At 63.6% G+C, this 15,278-nt stretch carries 16 protein-coding genes; 4 read left to right on the forward strand and 12 right to left on the reverse strand.

Features of this window, described 5'->3' with window-relative positions:
- Positions 1 to 26: 26 nt before the first annotated feature.
- Entirely contained in the window at positions 27 to 977 is a 951-nt protein-coding gene (locus MLD63_RS04800) for a hypothetical protein (protein WP_255328759.1), read from the forward strand.
- A gap of 67 nt (positions 978 to 1,044) precedes the next feature.
- Here MLD63_RS04800 and MLD63_RS04805 read toward each other — a convergent pair whose 3' ends face one another.
- The 11 genes from MLD63_RS04805 to aptA form a co-directional block, all read right to left on the reverse strand.
- Positions 1,045 to 2,037: an ABC transporter substrate-binding protein gene (locus MLD63_RS04805; protein ID WP_255328760.1), complete on the reverse strand. Its 993-nt coding sequence runs from the start codon at positions 2,035 to 2,037 to the stop codon at positions 1,045 to 1,047.
- Between the two features lie 23 nt (positions 2,038 to 2,060).
- Positions 2,061 to 2,897 (reverse strand): ABC transporter permease, encoded by an 837-nt coding sequence (locus MLD63_RS04810; protein WP_255328761.1) that lies wholly within the window; start codon positions 2,895 to 2,897, stop codon positions 2,061 to 2,063.
- Positions 2,894 to 3,757, reverse strand: a complete 864-nt coding sequence (locus tag MLD63_RS04815) for an ABC transporter permease (protein WP_255328762.1) — start codon at positions 3,755 to 3,757, stop codon at positions 2,894 to 2,896. Before MLD63_RS04815 ends, MLD63_RS04810 begins: the two co-directional genes overlap by 4 nt.
- Positions 3,754 to 4,188: a GNAT family N-acetyltransferase gene (locus MLD63_RS04820; RefSeq protein ID WP_255328763.1), complete on the reverse strand. Its 435-nt coding sequence runs from the start codon at positions 4,186 to 4,188 to the stop codon at positions 3,754 to 3,756. Before MLD63_RS04820 ends, MLD63_RS04815 begins: the two co-directional genes overlap by 4 nt.
- Complete coding sequence (locus MLD63_RS04825; RefSeq protein WP_439957636.1) at positions 4,172 to 4,984, reverse strand: ABC transporter ATP-binding protein; 813 nt, start codon at positions 4,982 to 4,984, stop codon at positions 4,172 to 4,174. The genes MLD63_RS04820 and MLD63_RS04825 overlap by 17 nt, the downstream gene beginning before the upstream one ends.
- On the reverse strand, positions 4,977 to 5,333 hold the full coding sequence (locus MLD63_RS04830) for a hypothetical protein (RefSeq protein ID WP_255328764.1): 357 nt from the start codon (positions 5,331 to 5,333) through the stop codon (positions 4,977 to 4,979). Before MLD63_RS04830 ends, MLD63_RS04825 begins: the two co-directional genes overlap by 8 nt.
- A gap of 23 nt (positions 5,334 to 5,356) precedes the next feature.
- Positions 5,357 to 6,808, reverse strand: coding sequence for a dihydropyrimidinase (gene hydA / locus MLD63_RS04835; RefSeq protein ID WP_255328765.1), 1,452 nt, complete (start codon positions 6,806 to 6,808; stop codon positions 5,357 to 5,359).
- 31 nt (positions 6,809 to 6,839) lie between these two features.
- Complete coding sequence (locus MLD63_RS04840) at positions 6,840 to 7,841, reverse strand: hypothetical protein (protein ID WP_255328766.1); 1,002 nt, start codon at positions 7,839 to 7,841, stop codon at positions 6,840 to 6,842.
- Positions 7,838 to 9,088, reverse strand: a complete 1,251-nt coding sequence (locus tag MLD63_RS04845; RefSeq protein ID WP_255328767.1) for a Zn-dependent hydrolase — start codon at positions 9,086 to 9,088, stop codon at positions 7,838 to 7,840. The genes MLD63_RS04840 and MLD63_RS04845 overlap by 4 nt, the downstream gene beginning before the upstream one ends.
- A gap of 62 nt (positions 9,089 to 9,150) precedes the next feature.
- Entirely contained in the window at positions 9,151 to 9,432 is a 282-nt protein-coding gene (locus tag MLD63_RS04850) for a cupin domain-containing protein (protein ID WP_255328768.1), read from the reverse strand.
- Positions 9,429 to 10,754 carry an omega-aminotransferase AptA gene (aptA, locus tag MLD63_RS04855; protein WP_255328769.1) on the reverse strand — a complete coding sequence of 442 codons (1,326 nt, stop codon included), beginning with the start codon at positions 10,752 to 10,754 and terminating at the stop codon, positions 9,429 to 9,431. Before aptA ends, MLD63_RS04850 begins: the two co-directional genes overlap by 4 nt.
- Positions 10,755 to 10,867: 113 nt before the next feature.
- Here aptA and MLD63_RS04860 point away from each other — a divergent pair, with 113 nt between their 5' ends.
- On the forward strand, positions 10,868 to 11,485 hold the full coding sequence (locus MLD63_RS04860) for a TetR family transcriptional regulator C-terminal domain-containing protein (protein WP_255328770.1): 618 nt from the start codon (positions 10,868 to 10,870) through the stop codon (positions 11,483 to 11,485).
- Between the two features lie 128 nt (positions 11,486 to 11,613).
- On the opposite strand, the gene mepK is transcribed toward MLD63_RS04860, so the two are convergent.
- Positions 11,614 to 12,174: a peptidoglycan L,D-endopeptidase MepK gene (gene mepK / locus MLD63_RS04865; RefSeq protein WP_255328771.1), complete on the reverse strand. Its 561-nt coding sequence runs from the start codon at positions 12,172 to 12,174 to the stop codon at positions 11,614 to 11,616.
- A 339-nt stretch (positions 12,175 to 12,513) separates the two neighbouring features.
- Here mepK and MLD63_RS04870 point away from each other — a divergent pair, with 339 nt between their 5' ends.
- Together MLD63_RS04870 and MLD63_RS04875 are read left to right on the forward strand one after the other, a co-directional pair.
- Complete coding sequence (locus MLD63_RS04870) at positions 12,514 to 14,166, forward strand: L,D-transpeptidase family protein (RefSeq protein WP_255328772.1); 1,653 nt, start codon at positions 12,514 to 12,516, stop codon at positions 14,164 to 14,166.
- Positions 14,167 to 14,190: 24 nt separating this feature from the next.
- Positions 14,191 to 15,276, forward strand: a complete 1,086-nt coding sequence (locus MLD63_RS04875) for a UDP-3-O-(3-hydroxymyristoyl)glucosamine N-acyltransferase (protein ID WP_255328773.1) — start codon at positions 14,191 to 14,193, stop codon at positions 15,274 to 15,276.
- Positions 15,277 to 15,278: the final 2 nt, after the last annotated feature.

The following is a 15,278-nucleotide window of genomic DNA, read 5'->3' on the forward strand; positions in this document are numbered from 1 at the left end:
GTGGGAAAGAAGAAAGGCATGACGCCATGAGCAGAACCCTGAAAAGCACCGTCGCCGGACTAGCGCTGATCGCCGCGCTTGGCAGCGCGGCAGTGGCGCAGACGGCACCCACGCAGCCCACGGCACCGCAACCGGGCGCAACGCAGCCCGAAGCTCAGCCTCCTGCGCCGGGCGCCCCTGACCGTGCGCTGCCACCTCCGCCGCCGCCCGCCGAGCCTGTCGTCGTGACCGAGGACACGCTGCCCGACGTGCTGAAGGCGCTGGATCTTCAGAACATCGATATCGACCGCGAGCGTCGCGGCAGCGAGGTCGAGGGCACGCTGCCAGACGGCACCGACATCGAGGCCAAGCTGGATGCGCGTGGTGCGCTGCGCGAGATCAGCGGCGACGACGATGCGGCCCTGCCGGCATCGGTCATCGAGGCGCTGGTTCCCCAGGCTGTCCGGGCTGCCGATCTGTTTGCCGAGTTCGCGGAGATCGATGAGATCGAGATGGCACCTGAAGACGGGCCCGTTCAGGATATGAAAATCTCCGGCCGCGACGGGCAGGGAGAGAAGTTGCGCGCCACCTTCGCCGAAGATGGCAGTCTGATGCGTTTCGGTCGCGGCGACGACGACGATCGTGGCAAGCGCGGCCCCAAGCATCGCGGGAAGCACGGCCCCGACCATGACCATCGTGACGCGCGTCGGGGCGATGACGGCCCGCGCGGAGAGGATGGACGCCGCGGTGGACCCCGCTGGCAGGATATGCGGATGGAGGCGGGTCGTGCCGATCGCCCGGCGCCGGCGACAGACGCGCCACAGGCGGCTGCTCCGGCGGCGGCAATGACGGTGTTGACCGATGCCGGCTACACCGATCTGGGAAATGTCCGGCAGGACGGCCCGCGTGTGATGGTCGATGCGACGAACGCCGCCGGCGAGCCGGTCACGGTGGAACTGGGTCCGCGCGGCGACGTGGTGCGCGAAACCGCGCGCTGAGGGCGCGGCTTACAATGAGGAAGGGGCCGCGATGCGGCCCCTTCTGCGTCTTTGCGATGTCCTCGCGTCACTGGGCCAATGCGGCATCCGTGACGTCGTGGGTCCAGGCGCCCTCCGGCTCCTTCGTGATCGCCGGGTTCTCGGGCGAGATCGCTGACAGCAACGTCGCGACGGTCTCTTCGTAAGCGGCCTCGTCCAGCGTGCCGTCCGAACCGGCGGTCAGCTTGGCGACTTCACCCATCATGTATTGCTGGTGCTCCAGCGTTTGCGCGCCGGTCTCATCGTTGTCGATGACGATCTGGGCGGCCTCGTCCGGGTTCTCCTCGGCATATTTCCAGCCCTTCATGCTGGCGCGCACGAAGCGGGCCAGCTTGTCGACCATCTCCGGATCCTCGAGGCTGGACTCGACGACGTATAGACCGTCTTCCAGCATCCCTACGCCTTCCTCGAGATAGTTGAACGTGGTCAGCTGATCAGGCGTGATGCCGGCGTCCAGCACCTGTCCGTATTCGTTGTACGTCATGACAGAGATGCAATCGGCCTGCTTCTGCAGCAGCGGATCGACGTTGAAGCCCTGCTTCAGCACGGTCACGCCGTCCTCGCCGCCTTCGGTCGGCACGCCCAGCTTCGCCATCCAGGCGTAGAACGGATATTCGTTCCCGTAGAACCAGACCCCCAACGTGTGGCCGGGAAAATCGTCCGGTGTCTCGATTCCGGTTTCCTTCAGGCAGGTCAGTTGCAAGCCGCCCTGCTTGAAGGGCTGGGCGATGTTGACCAGCGGAAGGCCCTTTTCGCGTGCGGCCAGTGCCGCGGCCATCCAGTCCACGATCACGTCGGCGCCGCCGCCCGCGATCACCTGCTCGGGCGCGATGTCGGGACCGCCGGGCTTTATGGTGACGTTGAGGTCTTCCTCTTCGTAAAAGCCCTTGTCGAGTGCGACGTAATAGCCCGCGAACTGCGCCTGCGTGACCCATTTGAGCTGCAGCGTCAGGTCGTCGGCCGCATGCGCGGCCCCCGCCAGCATCGTCGTGGTGGCCAGGCCGAGCATCATTGTCTTCATCGTCATCTCCCTGTTGCTTGTTCTTATGTGCGTCGCGACGGGTGCCAGAAGGTCACGCGTCGTTCGACAAGCGCCACTATGCCATAAAACAGCGATCCGGCGATCGCGGCCACGACAATTTCTGCCCAGACAAGCGGCAGATCAAGCTGACCCACCGCGGTCGAGATGCGGAAACCCATCCCATGCGTCGGACTGCCGAAAAACTCGGCAACGATGGCGCCGATCAGGGCGAGCGTGGTGGTGATCTTCAGACCGTTGAACAGGAACGGCATCGCGGCGGGCAAGCGCAGTTTCAGCAGCGATTGCCAGTAGCCCGCGCTCCACGTCGCCATCTGGTCGCGCTGCAGCGCGTTGGTGTCGGCGAGGCCCGCGATCATGTTCACCAAGACCGGGAAGAACACCATAACCACGACGACCGCTGCCTTGGATTGCCAGTCGAAGCCGAACCACATCACCAGGATCGGCGCGATGCCGACGATCGGCAGAGCGGCGACGAAGTTGCCGACGGGCAGCAGCCCGCGCTGCAGGAACGGGCTGCGGTCGATCAGGATCGCAACGATGACGGCAGCGCCCGCGCCCATGATCCAGCCGCTCAGCGCGCCCTTGAGGATGGTCTGCACGAAGTCGCCCCACAGCAGACGTGGGTGGTCGGCAATGCTGTCGGCGATCTGGCTCGGCGCGGGCAGGATGACCGAGGGCACATCGTAGAGCCGGACGATCATCTCCCACAGGATCAGCATCGTCAGGCCGAAGATGAGCGCGACGAGGAAGCGGGTGGCGCGGGTGTCGAACCGGGCGAGCCAGGCATTCAGTCCCCAGGTCCCCAGCCACAGAGCAAGGATCGGTACTGCGTTCGTCATCGCGCTAGCCCCATGCGGCGCAGCGTGATCCGTTCAACAAGCGCCACGGCGGCAACAAGAATTGCGGCCAAGGCGGCGGCGGTGAACAAAGCGGACCAGATCTGGATGGTCTGGCCGTAATAGCTTCCCGACAGCAGACGTGCGCCGAGGCCCGAGGTTGCGCCAGCAGGCAGTTCACCCACGATGGCGCCCACGAGGCTTGCGGCGATCGCGACCTTCAGCGACGCGAACAGATACGGCATTGCCGAGGGCAGCCGCAGCCGCCAGAAGATCTGCGCGCGGCTGGCGCTCCACGACCGCATCAGGTCAAGCTGCATCGCATCGGGCGTTCGCAGGCCTTTCACCATCCCCACGAGCACCGGAAAGAACGACAGCCAGGCCGAGATGATCGCCTTGGGCAGCAGCCCGGTCACGCCCGCGCTGGCAAAGACCACGATCACCATCGGCGCGATGGCGAGGATGGGCACGGTCTGGCTGGCCACAGCCCAGGGCATCACCGACTGGTCCATCGCGCGGTCGTGGACGATGCCGATGGCCAGCAAAATCCCCGCCGCGCTCCCGATGCCGAAGCCCGCGAGCGTCGCGGCCAGCGTCACCCAGCCGTGCCAGACGAGGCTTCTTTTCGAGGTGATGGCCTGACCGGCGAGCCCGTCCCACAGGCCGACCGCAACCTGATGCGGCGTCGGCAGGACGGGGCGGTCCTGTGTCATCGTGTCCGCGATCAGAGCCTGCGTCGAGAGCTCGGTTCCCGCCCGAGCGGCCTGATCCTGCGCCCACTGCGCATTCATCCCAATCGCGGCGAGATACCAGATCACGACGATCGCAAGCAGCACGGTCAGGATCGGCGCCGCGCGGCTCATGCGGCGGTCCAGACATATTCGATGTCGGGCAGTCGCTCGGCGTTGTCGATGCTGCGGCGCGCGGGCAGGAAACCCTCGCGTTCATAAAACCGCCGCGCCGGGCGATTGGCGGCAAAGGTCCAAAGCGTCAGCCGCTCGCGTTCCTTCCTCGCCCGGTCAAGCAGCGCCGCGCCGGTGCCGTGGCCGGTCGAGGCGACAAACAGCGATGTGACCTCATTCCCGTCGAGCGACAGGAAACCCGCGACCTCGCCGGCGCATTCCGCGATCATGGTCCCGCATTGACGCTCGCGGCATCGTGCGACGATCTCCGCCCGGGTATGGATGCGGGGCATCCAGCCGGTCGCCTCGACCCACTCGTTCACGATGGTCGCGCAGGGGATCGCATCGAAAGCACGCGCCGGACGTAATGTCAGCTCAGGCTTCATCGGCATGTCCCGCGCGCAGCCCCTCGCGCACGCGATGCGCGATGGCGATGAATTCGGGCGTGTCGCGGATGTCGAGCGGCCGCTCGCGTGGCAGGGTGCTTTCGATCACGTCGGTGATCCGGCCCGGACGTGGAGACATCACGACGATGCGGGTGGACAGATACACCGCCTCGGGGATTGAGTGGGTGACGAAGCCGATCGTCTTTCCGGTCTTGGCCCACAGGTCCAGCAGCGCTTCGTTCAGACGGTCGCGCACGATCTCGTCGAGCGCGCCGAACGGCTCGTCCATCAGCAGGATGTCGGCGTCGAAGGCCAGCGCGCGGGCGATCGAGGCGCGCTGCTGCATGCCTCCTGACAGCTGCCACGGATACTTGCCGCCGAAGCCGTCGAGTTCGACGAGGCCCAGCACACGCTCCACCCGCTCGCGCCGGTCGGCCTTGGAAAATCCCATGATCTCCAGCGGCAGCGCGATATTGCCAGCGATGGTCCGCCACGGATAAAGGCCGGGCGCCTGGAAGACGTAGCCGTAGGCGCGGGCGCGGCGCGCCTGATCCGGGGTCATGCCGTTGACCGTCAGGGAGCCCCCGGTCGGCGTCTCCAGCGCGGCGATGGCCCGCAGGAAGGTCGTCTTTCCGCAACCGGACGGGCCGATGAAGCTGACGAACTCACCGCGATTGATGGTGAGGTCCACGCCTTTGAGAGCATGGACCGGGCCGTCGGCGGTCTGGAAGGTGAGGTCGACGGCGTCCGCAGTAATGACGCTAGACTGCGTCGCAGACTGATGAGATTTGAGGCTATGAATTGGTCATCTCTCCGGAACGTCTCGGCCAGTAGTGCCACACAAGTAGCAGGCAGCCTAAGATCAACGCGGGACCGAGTAAGTAAATATAGAGACGGTCTAACATGCCGCCGGCACCGTCGCAGTTGAAGATCATTTGGCCCTCGCCCCCCGAACCCGGTTCGGGTGGAGCGAAGACAGGAGCTTTGGCGCAGAAGACCATTCCGCGCAGAATGCTTTGCAGGAAATAGAGCGAAGTTCCAAAGCCGATGAAGAGCGCAACATTGACGTGAAGCCAGCGCCTAGATGCCCACATCATCCCCCAAACAAAACCCAGAATGAGCGATAGCATAACCGCCAACGTCAGAATCATGCCAAGCGTCAAAGACAAGGGCGTTACACTCCCGTTGCCGGGATCCCTGACCGTTCCACCGGTCGCGGTGCCGTCAGTTCCTTCCACTGCGACAGCGCGCGGTTCACCGTTCCGCGCGGCTCGCGTGCCACGAATTCGCCGTGGCCCTCGCGGCTGTCCATCTTTCCCTCGGTCACCGCGACGACGCCGCGGGTGATCGTGTAGCGCGGCAGGCCCTTCACCTTCTTGCCCTCGAACACGTTGTAGTCGATCGCCGATTGCTGGCTGCCGGCGGTGATGGTCTTTTCCGCCTCGGGGTCCCAGACCACCAGATCGGCGTCGCTGCCGACCAGCACCGCGCCCTTCTTCGGATACAGGTTCAGGATCTTCGCGATGTTGGTCGAGGTGACGGCGACGAATTCGTTCGGCGTCAGACGGCCCGTGTTCACGCCCTCGGTCCAGAGCATCGGCATCCGATCCTCGAGACCCCCGGTCCCGTTCGGGATCTTGGTGAAATCGCCGATGCCATACCGCTTCTGTTCCGTGGTGAAGGCGCAATGGTCCGTGGCGACGACCGACAGGCTGCCCGCTTGCAGCCCGTTCCACAGGCTTTCCTGATGCTGCTTGTTGCGGAAGGGAGGCGACATCACCCGGCGCGCGGCGTGGTCCCAGTCGGCGTTGAAATACTCGCTTTCGTCCAGCGTCAGGTGCTGGATCAGCGGCTCGCCCCAGACTCGCTTGCCCTGCTGGCGGGCGCGGCGGATCGCCTCGTGGCTGTCCTCACACGACACGTGGACAACATACAACGGTACGCCCGCCATGTCCGCCACCATGATCGCGCGGTTCGTCGCCTCGCCCTCGACCTGCGGGGGGCGAGAATAGGCGTGGGCCTCGGGGCCGGTATTGCCCTCGGCCAGCAGGCGCGCGGACAGCTCGGCCACCACGTCGCCATTCTCGGCATGGACCATCGCGATCCCGCCCAAATCCCCGACACGGCGGAACGATGCGAACAACTCGTCATCGTTGACCATCAATGCGCCCTTGTAGGCCATGAAATGCTTGAAGCTGGTGATGCCGCGATCGACCACCGCCTTCATCTCGTCGAAGACCTGCTCACCCCACCAGGTCACCGCCATGTGGTAGGAATAGTCGCAATGCGCGCGGCCGGACTTGTTGTCCCACATCTGCAGCGCATCGAGCAGCCCCTGGCCGGGCGAGGGCAGGGCGAAATCGACCACCATCGTCGTGCCGCCCGACAGCGCGGAGCGGGTCCCCGACTCGAAGTCATCGGTCGAATAGGTACCCATGAAGGGCATCTCCAGATGCGTGTGCGGATCGATCCCGCCCGGCATCACGTAGCACCCGGTCGCGTCGAGTTCGGTATTGCCGGTCAGGTTGTCCCCGATCGCCGCGATCCGGCCATTTTCGATCAGCACGTCCGCCTTGTAGGTCAGATCCGCCGTGACGATGGTCCCGTTCCTGATGATCGTCGACATTCCTGTTCCTCTCAATATGGCTTCTAGTTCGTCACACCGTATCCGCCACTACGTAACCTAGCGATTTAAGGTCGATACCAGACATCTTCGCAAACCGGGCATTTGAAAGGGCGTAGTAATCACCAACCAAGGCATCAACAATATTCTTCTGATTTCTTTTACCTTTCTCGCGAGCCCAAGTCGGTGTGAGCCGATCAACTTGGTATGCTATCGAATTAGGAGAAAATTTGCTCGGTTTCATCAAATGACGGCTGTCCTGCGGAACCAGTCCATTCATCCTGCGTAAAACGCGGCGGGCCCATTCCGACATCGCAGGCCTTACTGTTCGCTCAGTTGTCGTCGCGGCTGGTAACGTCAACTTACTCGAAAATGTTCTGTTGACCCGGTCCACAAGACCCCAGGGATCAGCCAATGTCCATAACATCGGCGCAACGATCACCTTATTTGCACCAAACAGACTTTCATAAAACGTTTGAGTTCGATCGTACTCGTAGTAGGAAAAATCGAGCGTTGGCTCAAGACTTGGGTTGGGTGACTCGCGGTTCAAAAACTGTTCTAGGGTCGAACTATAACCGTAACGCAGATACTCTCCATAAAGCGAACTTAAGAGCGCGCGTTGTTCACGGACGGTCACCAAGATGGTAGCATTTGGAAATGCAGCATGAAGGCGATGCGCAGCAATCTCCCTATAGTACTTCTGATGAAACGCACGCCCGCCGAGTGCTTCGTCCGAAATAACAAGTGGTTTTCCTTGAGAGCGTGCTTGATGAAGTAACCCACCATATTGCTCACGAACGATATCCAGCGTGAAGGATGCGGCCGGTTGAATAAGGAAAGCCTTGTGACTGGGCTCATGGCTCGGCTCGAATATGATCTCATTCGATTTGCCGAACAATTCTCTCTGTAGCCAGGTGGTGCCGGTTTTGTGTACGCCGACGTGAATAAGCACGTCGACGCCCTCTGCCTCTGGAAGTCCCTTAAGGCTATCAATTGAAGTGACTGCAGCGAGCGCGTCGCGACTATGGGTATTCACTGATCGACCTCCGCCACCTTCAGCACCGCGTGCAGCAGCACGTCGGCCCCCGCGGATGCCCATTGTGGACTGATCTCTTCGGCCTCGTTGTGGGATAGCCCGTCCACGCACGGGCACATGATCATCACCGTTGGCGCGATGCGGTTGATCCAGCAGGCGTCGTGGCCGGCCCCGGACACGATGTCCATGTGGCTGTAGCCCAGACGTTCGGCGGCATCGCGAACGACGGTGACAAGGTTTTCATCGAAGGTCACCGGATCGAAATGGCCGACCGGCTCGATCTCGATGCCGAGGCCGAGTTCCTTCGCGATCTCAGCCGCCTCCGTTTCCAGCCTCGACCGCATCGAGGTCAGCTTGTCCAATTCCGGGCTGCGGAAGTCGATGGTGAAGACCGCCTTTCCGGGGATCACGTTGCGGCTGTTCGGATAGACGTTGGCCTGGCCGATCGCGCCGACGGCATTAGGCTGATGGTCCATCGCGATCCGGTGGACGGCCTCGGTGATCCGCGCCATGCCCAGACCCGCGTTGACGCGCATCGTCATCGGGGTCGATCCGGTATGGGCGTCCTTCCCGGTCAGCGTGACCTGTAGCCACCACAGGCCCTGGCCGTGTGTGACGACGCCGATTTCCTTCCCCTCGGCTTCCAGAATCGGACCCTGTTCGATGTGGTATTCGAACATGGCATGGATCGGTCGATTGCCGACATCCTCGGTGCCACGCCAGCCGATACGCTCCAACTCGTCGCCGAAACGCTTGCCCTCGGCGTCGGTGCGTGCGTTCGCGAAATCCTCGTCATGCATCCCGGCGAAGACCCCGGATGCCAGCATGGCGGGCGCAAAGCGCGTTCCTTCCTCGTTGGTCCAGTTGACCACCACGATGGGTCGGCGCGTCTTCAGACCCATGTCCTTGATCGAGCGCACGACCTCGAGCCCCGCCAGCACGCCGAGCACACCGTCGTACTTGCCACCTGTGGGCTGGGTGTCCAGATGGCTTCCGATCCAGACCGGGTCGAGCGACGGGTCCTCGCCCTCGAAGCGCATGAACATGTTGCCCATCCGGTCGACGGCCATGGTCATCCCTTCGGCCTCGCACCAGGACTGGAACAGGCGTCGACCTTCGGCATCGGCGTCGGTCAGGGTCTGGCGGTTGTTGCCGCCGGCCATTCCCGGGCCGATCTTGGCCATTTCCATCAGGCTGTCCCATAGCCGGTCCGGATCGGTCTTCATGTTGCCGGCCTGTGCCGTCATGCTGTCGTCCTTCCTGTCGGGCCGCCTCGTCTTCAGCGCGAGGTCGGCTGGATCTCTTTCGGCTATTTGAGTTCGACCTCGATGAAGCTCATCGGGCTATCGCCGCCATTAATGACGTTATGCTCGGTGCCCTTAGGACGCGTGTAGGCGCTGCCTGCGGCGACCTTGCTTTCGCGGGTCTCACCGCCGGGCAGGCCAAGCCGCAGATGGCAGTCGGTCAGCGTGACGATGACGTATTCCATCCCGTGGACATGCCAGCCGGTTTCGGCACCCGGTTCAAAATCATAGCGGGTGACCCTGACACGCTCGTCGTCCATCAGGACCGAAGCGACAGCCTCGGTCATGCGACGGCTTTCAGAACCCGGCCCAGCGTGCCGATCAACTCGTCGATCTGATCCTCGCTGATGATCAGCGGCGGCGACATTGCGATCGTGTCACCGGTCACGCGGATCAGGATCCCTTCTTCATAGGCACGCTTGAACACCTCGAAGCCGCGTTTGGCCGGCTCGCCATCGATCGGCGACAGTTCCACCGCACCGATCAGGCCCATGTTGCGGATGTCGATCACATTGGGATGGTCGCGCAGACCGTGCAAGGCTTCCTGCCAGTGATGCTCCAGCCTGGCTGCGCGGGTCAGCAGGCCTTCGTCTTCATACGTATCGAGCGTCGCGATCGCGGCTGCGCAGCTGACCGGGTTGCCGGAATAGGTGTAGCCGTGGAACAGTTCGATCACGTGCTCCGGACCCTGCATGAACGCGTCGTGGATCGCGGGCGTGGTCAGCACCGCGCCCATTGGGATCACGCCGTTGGTCAGACCCTTGGCGCAGGTGATCATGTCGGGCAGCACGTCGAAATGCTGGGCGGCGAAGGGGCTGCCCAGACGGCCGAAACCGGTGATGACCTCATCGAAGATCAAGAGGATGCCGTGCTTGCGGGTGATCTCGCGCAGGCGCTGCAAGTAGCCCTTCGGCGGCATCAGCACACCGGTGGACCCCGCCATCGGCTCGACGATCACGGCGGCGATCGTTTCGGCGCCATGCAACGCAACGATCCGTTCCAGATCGTCGGCCAGATGCGCCCCATGTTCGGGCTGACCACGGGTGAAGGCGTTCTCGGCCAGATGGGTGTGGGGCAGGTGGTCAACCCCGTTCAGCAGGCTGCCGAAGAAGCGGCGGTTGTTCACGATCCCGCCGACAGAGATGCCGCCGAAGCCGACGCCGTGATAACCACGCTCACGGCCGATCAGCCGGGTCCGGGCGGCATCGCCGCGCGCGCGATGGTAGGCCAACGCGATTTTCAGCGCGGTATCGACCGCTTCCGATCCCGAGTTGGTGTAGAAGACATGATCGATCCCGTCGGGCGCGACATCGACGAGGCGATTGGCCAGTTCGAAGGCCAGCGGGTGCCCCATCTGGAAGGCGGGCGCGTAGTCCATCTCGCCGACCTGGGCGCGGACAGCCTCGGTGATCTTCGGACGGCAGTGACCGGCGTTGCAGCACCAGAGCCCTGCGGTTCCATCGAGGATCGGGCGCCCGTCGGCCGACGTGTAGTGCATGTCCTTCGCCTCGACGAGCATCCGGGGCGAAGCCTTGAACTGCCGGTTCGCGGTGAAGGGCATCCAGAAGGCGCGCAGGTCATTCGGGGCGGGCTTGCGGTCAAGGGCCATGGGTTTCCTCGAGAATAATTGACCAACCGGTCAGGCTCACGCTAGCAAAGCGCCGGGCGCAGTCAAGCGGCGCCGCCTGCTGACTTTCGCACGTTTCGGTGGCAAGAGAAATCATGTCCGAAGAAGAAGCACCGCGCCTCACTCGCATCCAGCAGAAGAACCGCGACCTCATCCTCGACGGTGCGCTCGACGTGTTCTCAACACATGGTTTCCGCGGTGCGACGATCGACCAGATCGCCGAGGCCTCCGGACTTTCGAAGCCGAACGTGCTTTATTACTTTGCCTCGAAGGACGACATTTATCGCACGCTGCTGACGGCGTTGCTTGACGTTTGGCTGGCACCTATGCGTGGGCTCGATCCAAGGGGCGAGCCGATGGCCGAAATCCTGACCTATGTGCGCGCCAAGCTGGATCTGTCGCGCGACTATCCGCGCGAAAGCAGGCTTTTTGCCAACGAGGTGCTGCAAGGTGCGCCCCATCTTCAGCCGATCCTGGGCGGACAACTGCGTGACATGGTGGACGAGACGGTGGGCATCATCGGCGGCTGGATCGGCGAGGGGCGGCTGGCGCCGGTCGATCCGCATCACCTGATCTTCTCGATCTGGGCGCTGACGCAACATTACGCGGATTTCGAGGTGCAGGTGCGGGCCGTTCTGGGCGAAGATCATGATCCCTATGCCGAGGCCGAGTTGTTCCTGAACAACCTCTACCAACGCATGCTGGCGGTCTGAACCGCCGCAATATTCAGCGTCATTGCGACAGTCAAAACGTCTTGACCCGCCCGGAGGCGAACAGGGCGGGTGGCAGGACAGTCCGGTGCGCGCCGGTGGCCGGCACGAACCCTATATTTTGAAAACGATCAGCCGCCCCAGGTGCGAACCGGGCCGCAATCCATGTGAACGAAGTTCGAGCGGCTGTACTTGCCGACGCCGCCCGCGCGGCAGGATGCCGCAGCCTGATACATCTGGTTGACCGAGCGCGACTTCAGCCGCAGGTCGGCGGCCTTGCCGGTCATGTGCAGCGAGTTGCGCGCCACGCCCGACGAGGTGCGGCGCAGCATCGCGTTGGTCTGGGGCGAACGGTAGCCCGACAGCATCATGTAGGGTTCGTTCGTCTGCAGCAGCCGATGAGAGGCCGCGGCGACGTCGATCGCGCGCGGGTCGATCCCGATCGCGGTCCCCGTGCGCCAGTCGCGCATGAAGATGTTCACTTCGTTCAGCGCTTCGCGGATGTATTTGCCGTCGACCCAGTAGACGACATCGAGGTTTTCACCCGTCCGGCCGGAATACATCTTGATGCGGCGCATGTCGCCTGCGCCACGAAGGAAACCGAATGCGTTCGCCATCACGGGTGCGGCGGCAACGGATGTTGCCGCGAAAGCGCCCAAGAGGCCGCGACGGTTGATCAGAGAGATTGTCATGTTCGGATCGCCTGTCCTGCGTTCATTGAATGCGCCGGGTTTGCCCCAGTCTGTTCCGGTTACTCGGAACTGCTTAACAATATGTCAACATAGCGTGTGTCCGGAAACAGTATAGTTCCAGATGCGGCGGATACCGGCAAGAATGCGCGGAACTTCGCCGATCAGGCGTGACGTTTCGGCAACCTTTCCGGTCCGCGAATGCGGCATGATGATGCTGAGAAATGTGGCTGCACGGCACCGGGTGGTGGGGAAAAAGCGTGGCTGGAACGCCGGTTGCTTTACGCGCGACACGTGTGGTGGCAGGCCGGTATCGCGGCGATATAAGGACGGTCAAGGCGCATGAAGATGGGATGGCAGGGCTTAGGCGCGGTAAGGGCGCTCGGTTTGGTGGCGACATTGTCGCTCACGAGCGGCATGGCCTTGGCACAGGGTGGTCCCGCCCCGGCGGTTGCGCAGGTCGCGGCGAGCACCGCCGTCGCGCCTCGGCTGAGCTTCACGGCCGATGAGATGGCGCTGGCCCGTGCCGTCGCGGACGAGCCGGCGCTGGCAAACTTCTACGGCCAGAACGGCCTGAAGCCGATCTTTTCGGGTCCTGGATCCGAGGCGCGTCGCGCTGCCGTGATCGCGGCCATCGCCACGGCGCGCGATCATGGCCTGCCACCGGCGCGCTATGGTGCCGACGCTTTGCAGTCCGCCGACCCGTCGACGATCGCGGGTGAAGTGATGTTCGCCCGGGCTTTCGCGCGTTGGGCTGACGACCTCAGCGCAGGGATCCTGAAACCAGCCAGCGTCGATCCGGGAATCAAGCGCGAGGTCAAGCATCCGTCCGTCGCGCGGCTGATGCGTGAGTTTACGTCAAGCGGTGATCCGGCAGCGGTTCTCGCCGCGATCGCGCCGCGCGATCCGCGCTATATCGCGCTTCAGCGCACGCTGGCGGACCGCGGCCGTCTGACGGCACCCGAGGGGACGCCCTTGGCACCGGCAGGGTTGTGGCGCGTCGGTGCGCGCGATCCGCGGCTTGGCGATCTGCGGCTGCGTCTTTCGGCGATGGGCTTCCAGACCGCGCCGACGTCTGACACATCGCTTTATGATGACGGTCTGTCCGATGCGGTCATGCGCTTCCAGAAAGCTGCGGGCCTGCCCTCGGACGGTGTCGCCGGTCCGCGCACGATCGAGCGTCTGAACGGTGGCGCCGACCAATCCACGCGGATGATCATGGTCGCGATGGAACGGATGCGCTGGATGGCGGTCCATGACCTGAACGCGCGCCATGTCTGGGTCAACATCCCCGAATTCAACGCGCGGATCATGGATGGCGGGACGGAAGTCTTCATCACGCGTACCGTCGTGGGCAAGACCGATCCGACCATGCGCACGCCCGAATTCTCGGACGAGATGGAACATGTCGTGGTCAATCCGCGCTGGAATGTCCCGCGTTCAATCACCGTCAAGGAATACCTGCCCCGTCTCAAGGCGAACCGGAACGCGGTTGCGCATCTGGACGTGGTGGACAGTCGCGGCAACGTCATTCCGCGCGGCAACATCAACTTCGCCCAGTATAGCGAGGCGAGCTTTCCCTACCGGATGCGCCAGAAACCCAGCAGCGACAATGCGCTTGGACTGGTGAAGTTCATCTTCCCCAATCCGTGGAACATCTATCTGCACGACACGCCGACCAAGCATCTGTTCGGCGAGCGCACACGCTCTTTCTCGCACGGCTGCGTCAGGGTCGGCGATCCGTTCGATCTGGCGACGGCGCTGCTGTCCCAGCAAAGCAGCGATCCACGCGGCGTGTTTGAACGTGCGCTGGCCAGCGGTCGCGAGACATTTCTGGAACTGACCCCGCACCTGCCGGTGCACTTGGTCTATTTCACGGCCTTCCCCGATGAGAGCGGTGAAATCCGCTTCTACGGCGACGTCTACGGACGGGACGCACGGGTCTGGGACGCGCTGGCAAAGGCCGGGCTGGAATCGGACGCCAAAAGCGATTAGGTCGCATCCCGAAAGGGGTCCCGCATGGCTTTGACCGTCGGCGAATTGGCGAAGGCGCTGGACGCGCGCGCATGGGGTGACCTTGAGGCGCAGGTCTCGGGCGCGGCTGAGCCCGGCGTGGTCACGGACGGCCAGATCGCCTTGGCGATGGCCCCGAAATATGCCGAGGCGTTGAAGCCCGGTGCGGTGGCGATCCTGGCCGAAGGGATGGAGCCCGAAGCCTACGACCTGCGCGCCGCGATCATCGTGCCCCGCCCGCGGCTCGCCATGGCCGGCCTGTCGCGCGCCTTCGATCCGGGTCCTGCGATCGCGCCGGGCATTCACCCGACCGCAATCGTCGATCCATCTGCCATCATCGCGGAGGGTGCGGCGATCGGACCCTTCGTGGTCATCGCTGCCGATGTTCGGATCGGTGCCCGCGCGCGGATCGCGCCGCATGTCTCGATCGGCAAGGACAGCGTGATCGGCGAGGACGCCTTGATCCTTGACGGTGCGCGGATCCTGCACGGTGTCACGGCAGGCGACCGTCTGATCCTTCAGCCGGGCGCGGTGATCGGCGGTGATGGATTCAGCTTCGTCACACCCGAAGAGTCCGGCGTCGAGGAAATCCGCCGCACGCTGGGTGAGCGTGACGCGATCCGTCAGCAGCACTGGACGCGTATCCACAGCCTTGGCGGCGTCGAGATCGGCGACGATGTCGAGATCGGGGCCAATTCCACCGTCGATCGCGGTACGATCCGCGCGACGCGGGTCGGGTCCGGCACCAAGATCGACAACCTCGTGCAGGTGGGCCACAACGTGATCGTCGGCCGGGATTGCCTGCTGTGCGGCCATGTCGGCATTGCCGGCTCCTCGCGCATTGGTGACCGGGTCGTGCTGGCCGGAAAGGTTGGGGTCAGCGACAATGTCGAGATCGGTGACGACGTGATTGCGGGCGGGGCCACCAAGATCTTCAGCCGCGTGCCGGCGGGTCGTGTGATCCTTGGCAATCCGGCGGTGAAGATGGAGACGCAGATGGAGATCCAGAAGGCGGTACGGCGCCTGCCGCGTCTTGCGGCGCAATTTGCCGAGCTTCAGAAAACCGTCACGAAACTGTTGGATAAGGGCTGAGA

The sequence above is a fragment of the Paracoccus albicereus genome (assembly GCF_024359525.1).
In the GTDB taxonomy this organism is placed as follows: Bacteria; Pseudomonadota; Alphaproteobacteria; order Rhodobacterales; family Rhodobacteraceae; genus Paracoccus; species Paracoccus albicereus.

Bases quoted from the DNA above. Each gene is read 5' to 3' on its own strand.
- MLD63_RS04800 (WP_255328759.1), top strand. From the start codon at position 27: ATGAGCAGAACCCTGAAAAGCACCGTCGCCGGACTAGCGCTGATCGCC.
- MLD63_RS04805 (WP_255328760.1), bottom strand. From the start codon at position 2,037: ATGAAGACAATGATGCTCGGCCTGGCCACCACGACGATGCTGGCGGGG.
- MLD63_RS04810 (WP_255328761.1), bottom strand. From the start codon at position 2,897: ATGACGAACGCAGTACCGATCCTTGCTCTGTGGCTGGGGACCTGGGGA.
- MLD63_RS04815 (WP_255328762.1), bottom strand. From the start codon at position 3,757: ATGAGCCGCGCGGCGCCGATCCTGACCGTGCTGCTTGCGATCGTCGTG.
- MLD63_RS04820 (WP_255328763.1), bottom strand. From the start codon at position 4,188: ATGCCGATGAAGCCTGAGCTGACATTACGTCCGGCGCGTGCTTTCGAT.
- MLD63_RS04830 (WP_255328764.1), bottom strand. From the start codon at position 5,333: ATGATTCTGACGTTGGCGGTTATGCTATCGCTCATTCTGGGTTTTGTT.
- hydA (WP_255328765.1), bottom strand. From the start codon at position 6,808: ATGTCGACGATCATCAGGAACGGGACCATCGTCACGGCGGATCTGACC.
- MLD63_RS04845 (WP_255328767.1), bottom strand. From the start codon at position 9,088: ATGACGGCACAGGCCGGCAACATGAAGACCGATCCGGACCGGCTATGG.
- MLD63_RS04850 (WP_255328768.1), bottom strand. From the start codon at position 9,432: ATGACCGAGGCTGTCGCTTCGGTCCTGATGGACGACGAGCGTGTCAGG.
- aptA (WP_255328769.1), bottom strand. From the start codon at position 10,754: ATGGCCCTTGACCGCAAGCCCGCCCCGAATGACCTGCGCGCCTTCTGG.
- MLD63_RS04860 (WP_255328770.1), top strand. From the start codon at position 10,868: ATGTCCGAAGAAGAAGCACCGCGCCTCACTCGCATCCAGCAGAAGAAC.
- mepK (WP_255328771.1), bottom strand. From the start codon at position 12,174: ATGACAATCTCTCTGATCAACCGTCGCGGCCTCTTGGGCGCTTTCGCG.
- MLD63_RS04870 (WP_255328772.1), top strand. From the start codon at position 12,514: ATGAAGATGGGATGGCAGGGCTTAGGCGCGGTAAGGGCGCTCGGTTTG.
- MLD63_RS04875 (WP_255328773.1), top strand. From the start codon at position 14,191: ATGGCTTTGACCGTCGGCGAATTGGCGAAGGCGCTGGACGCGCGCGCA.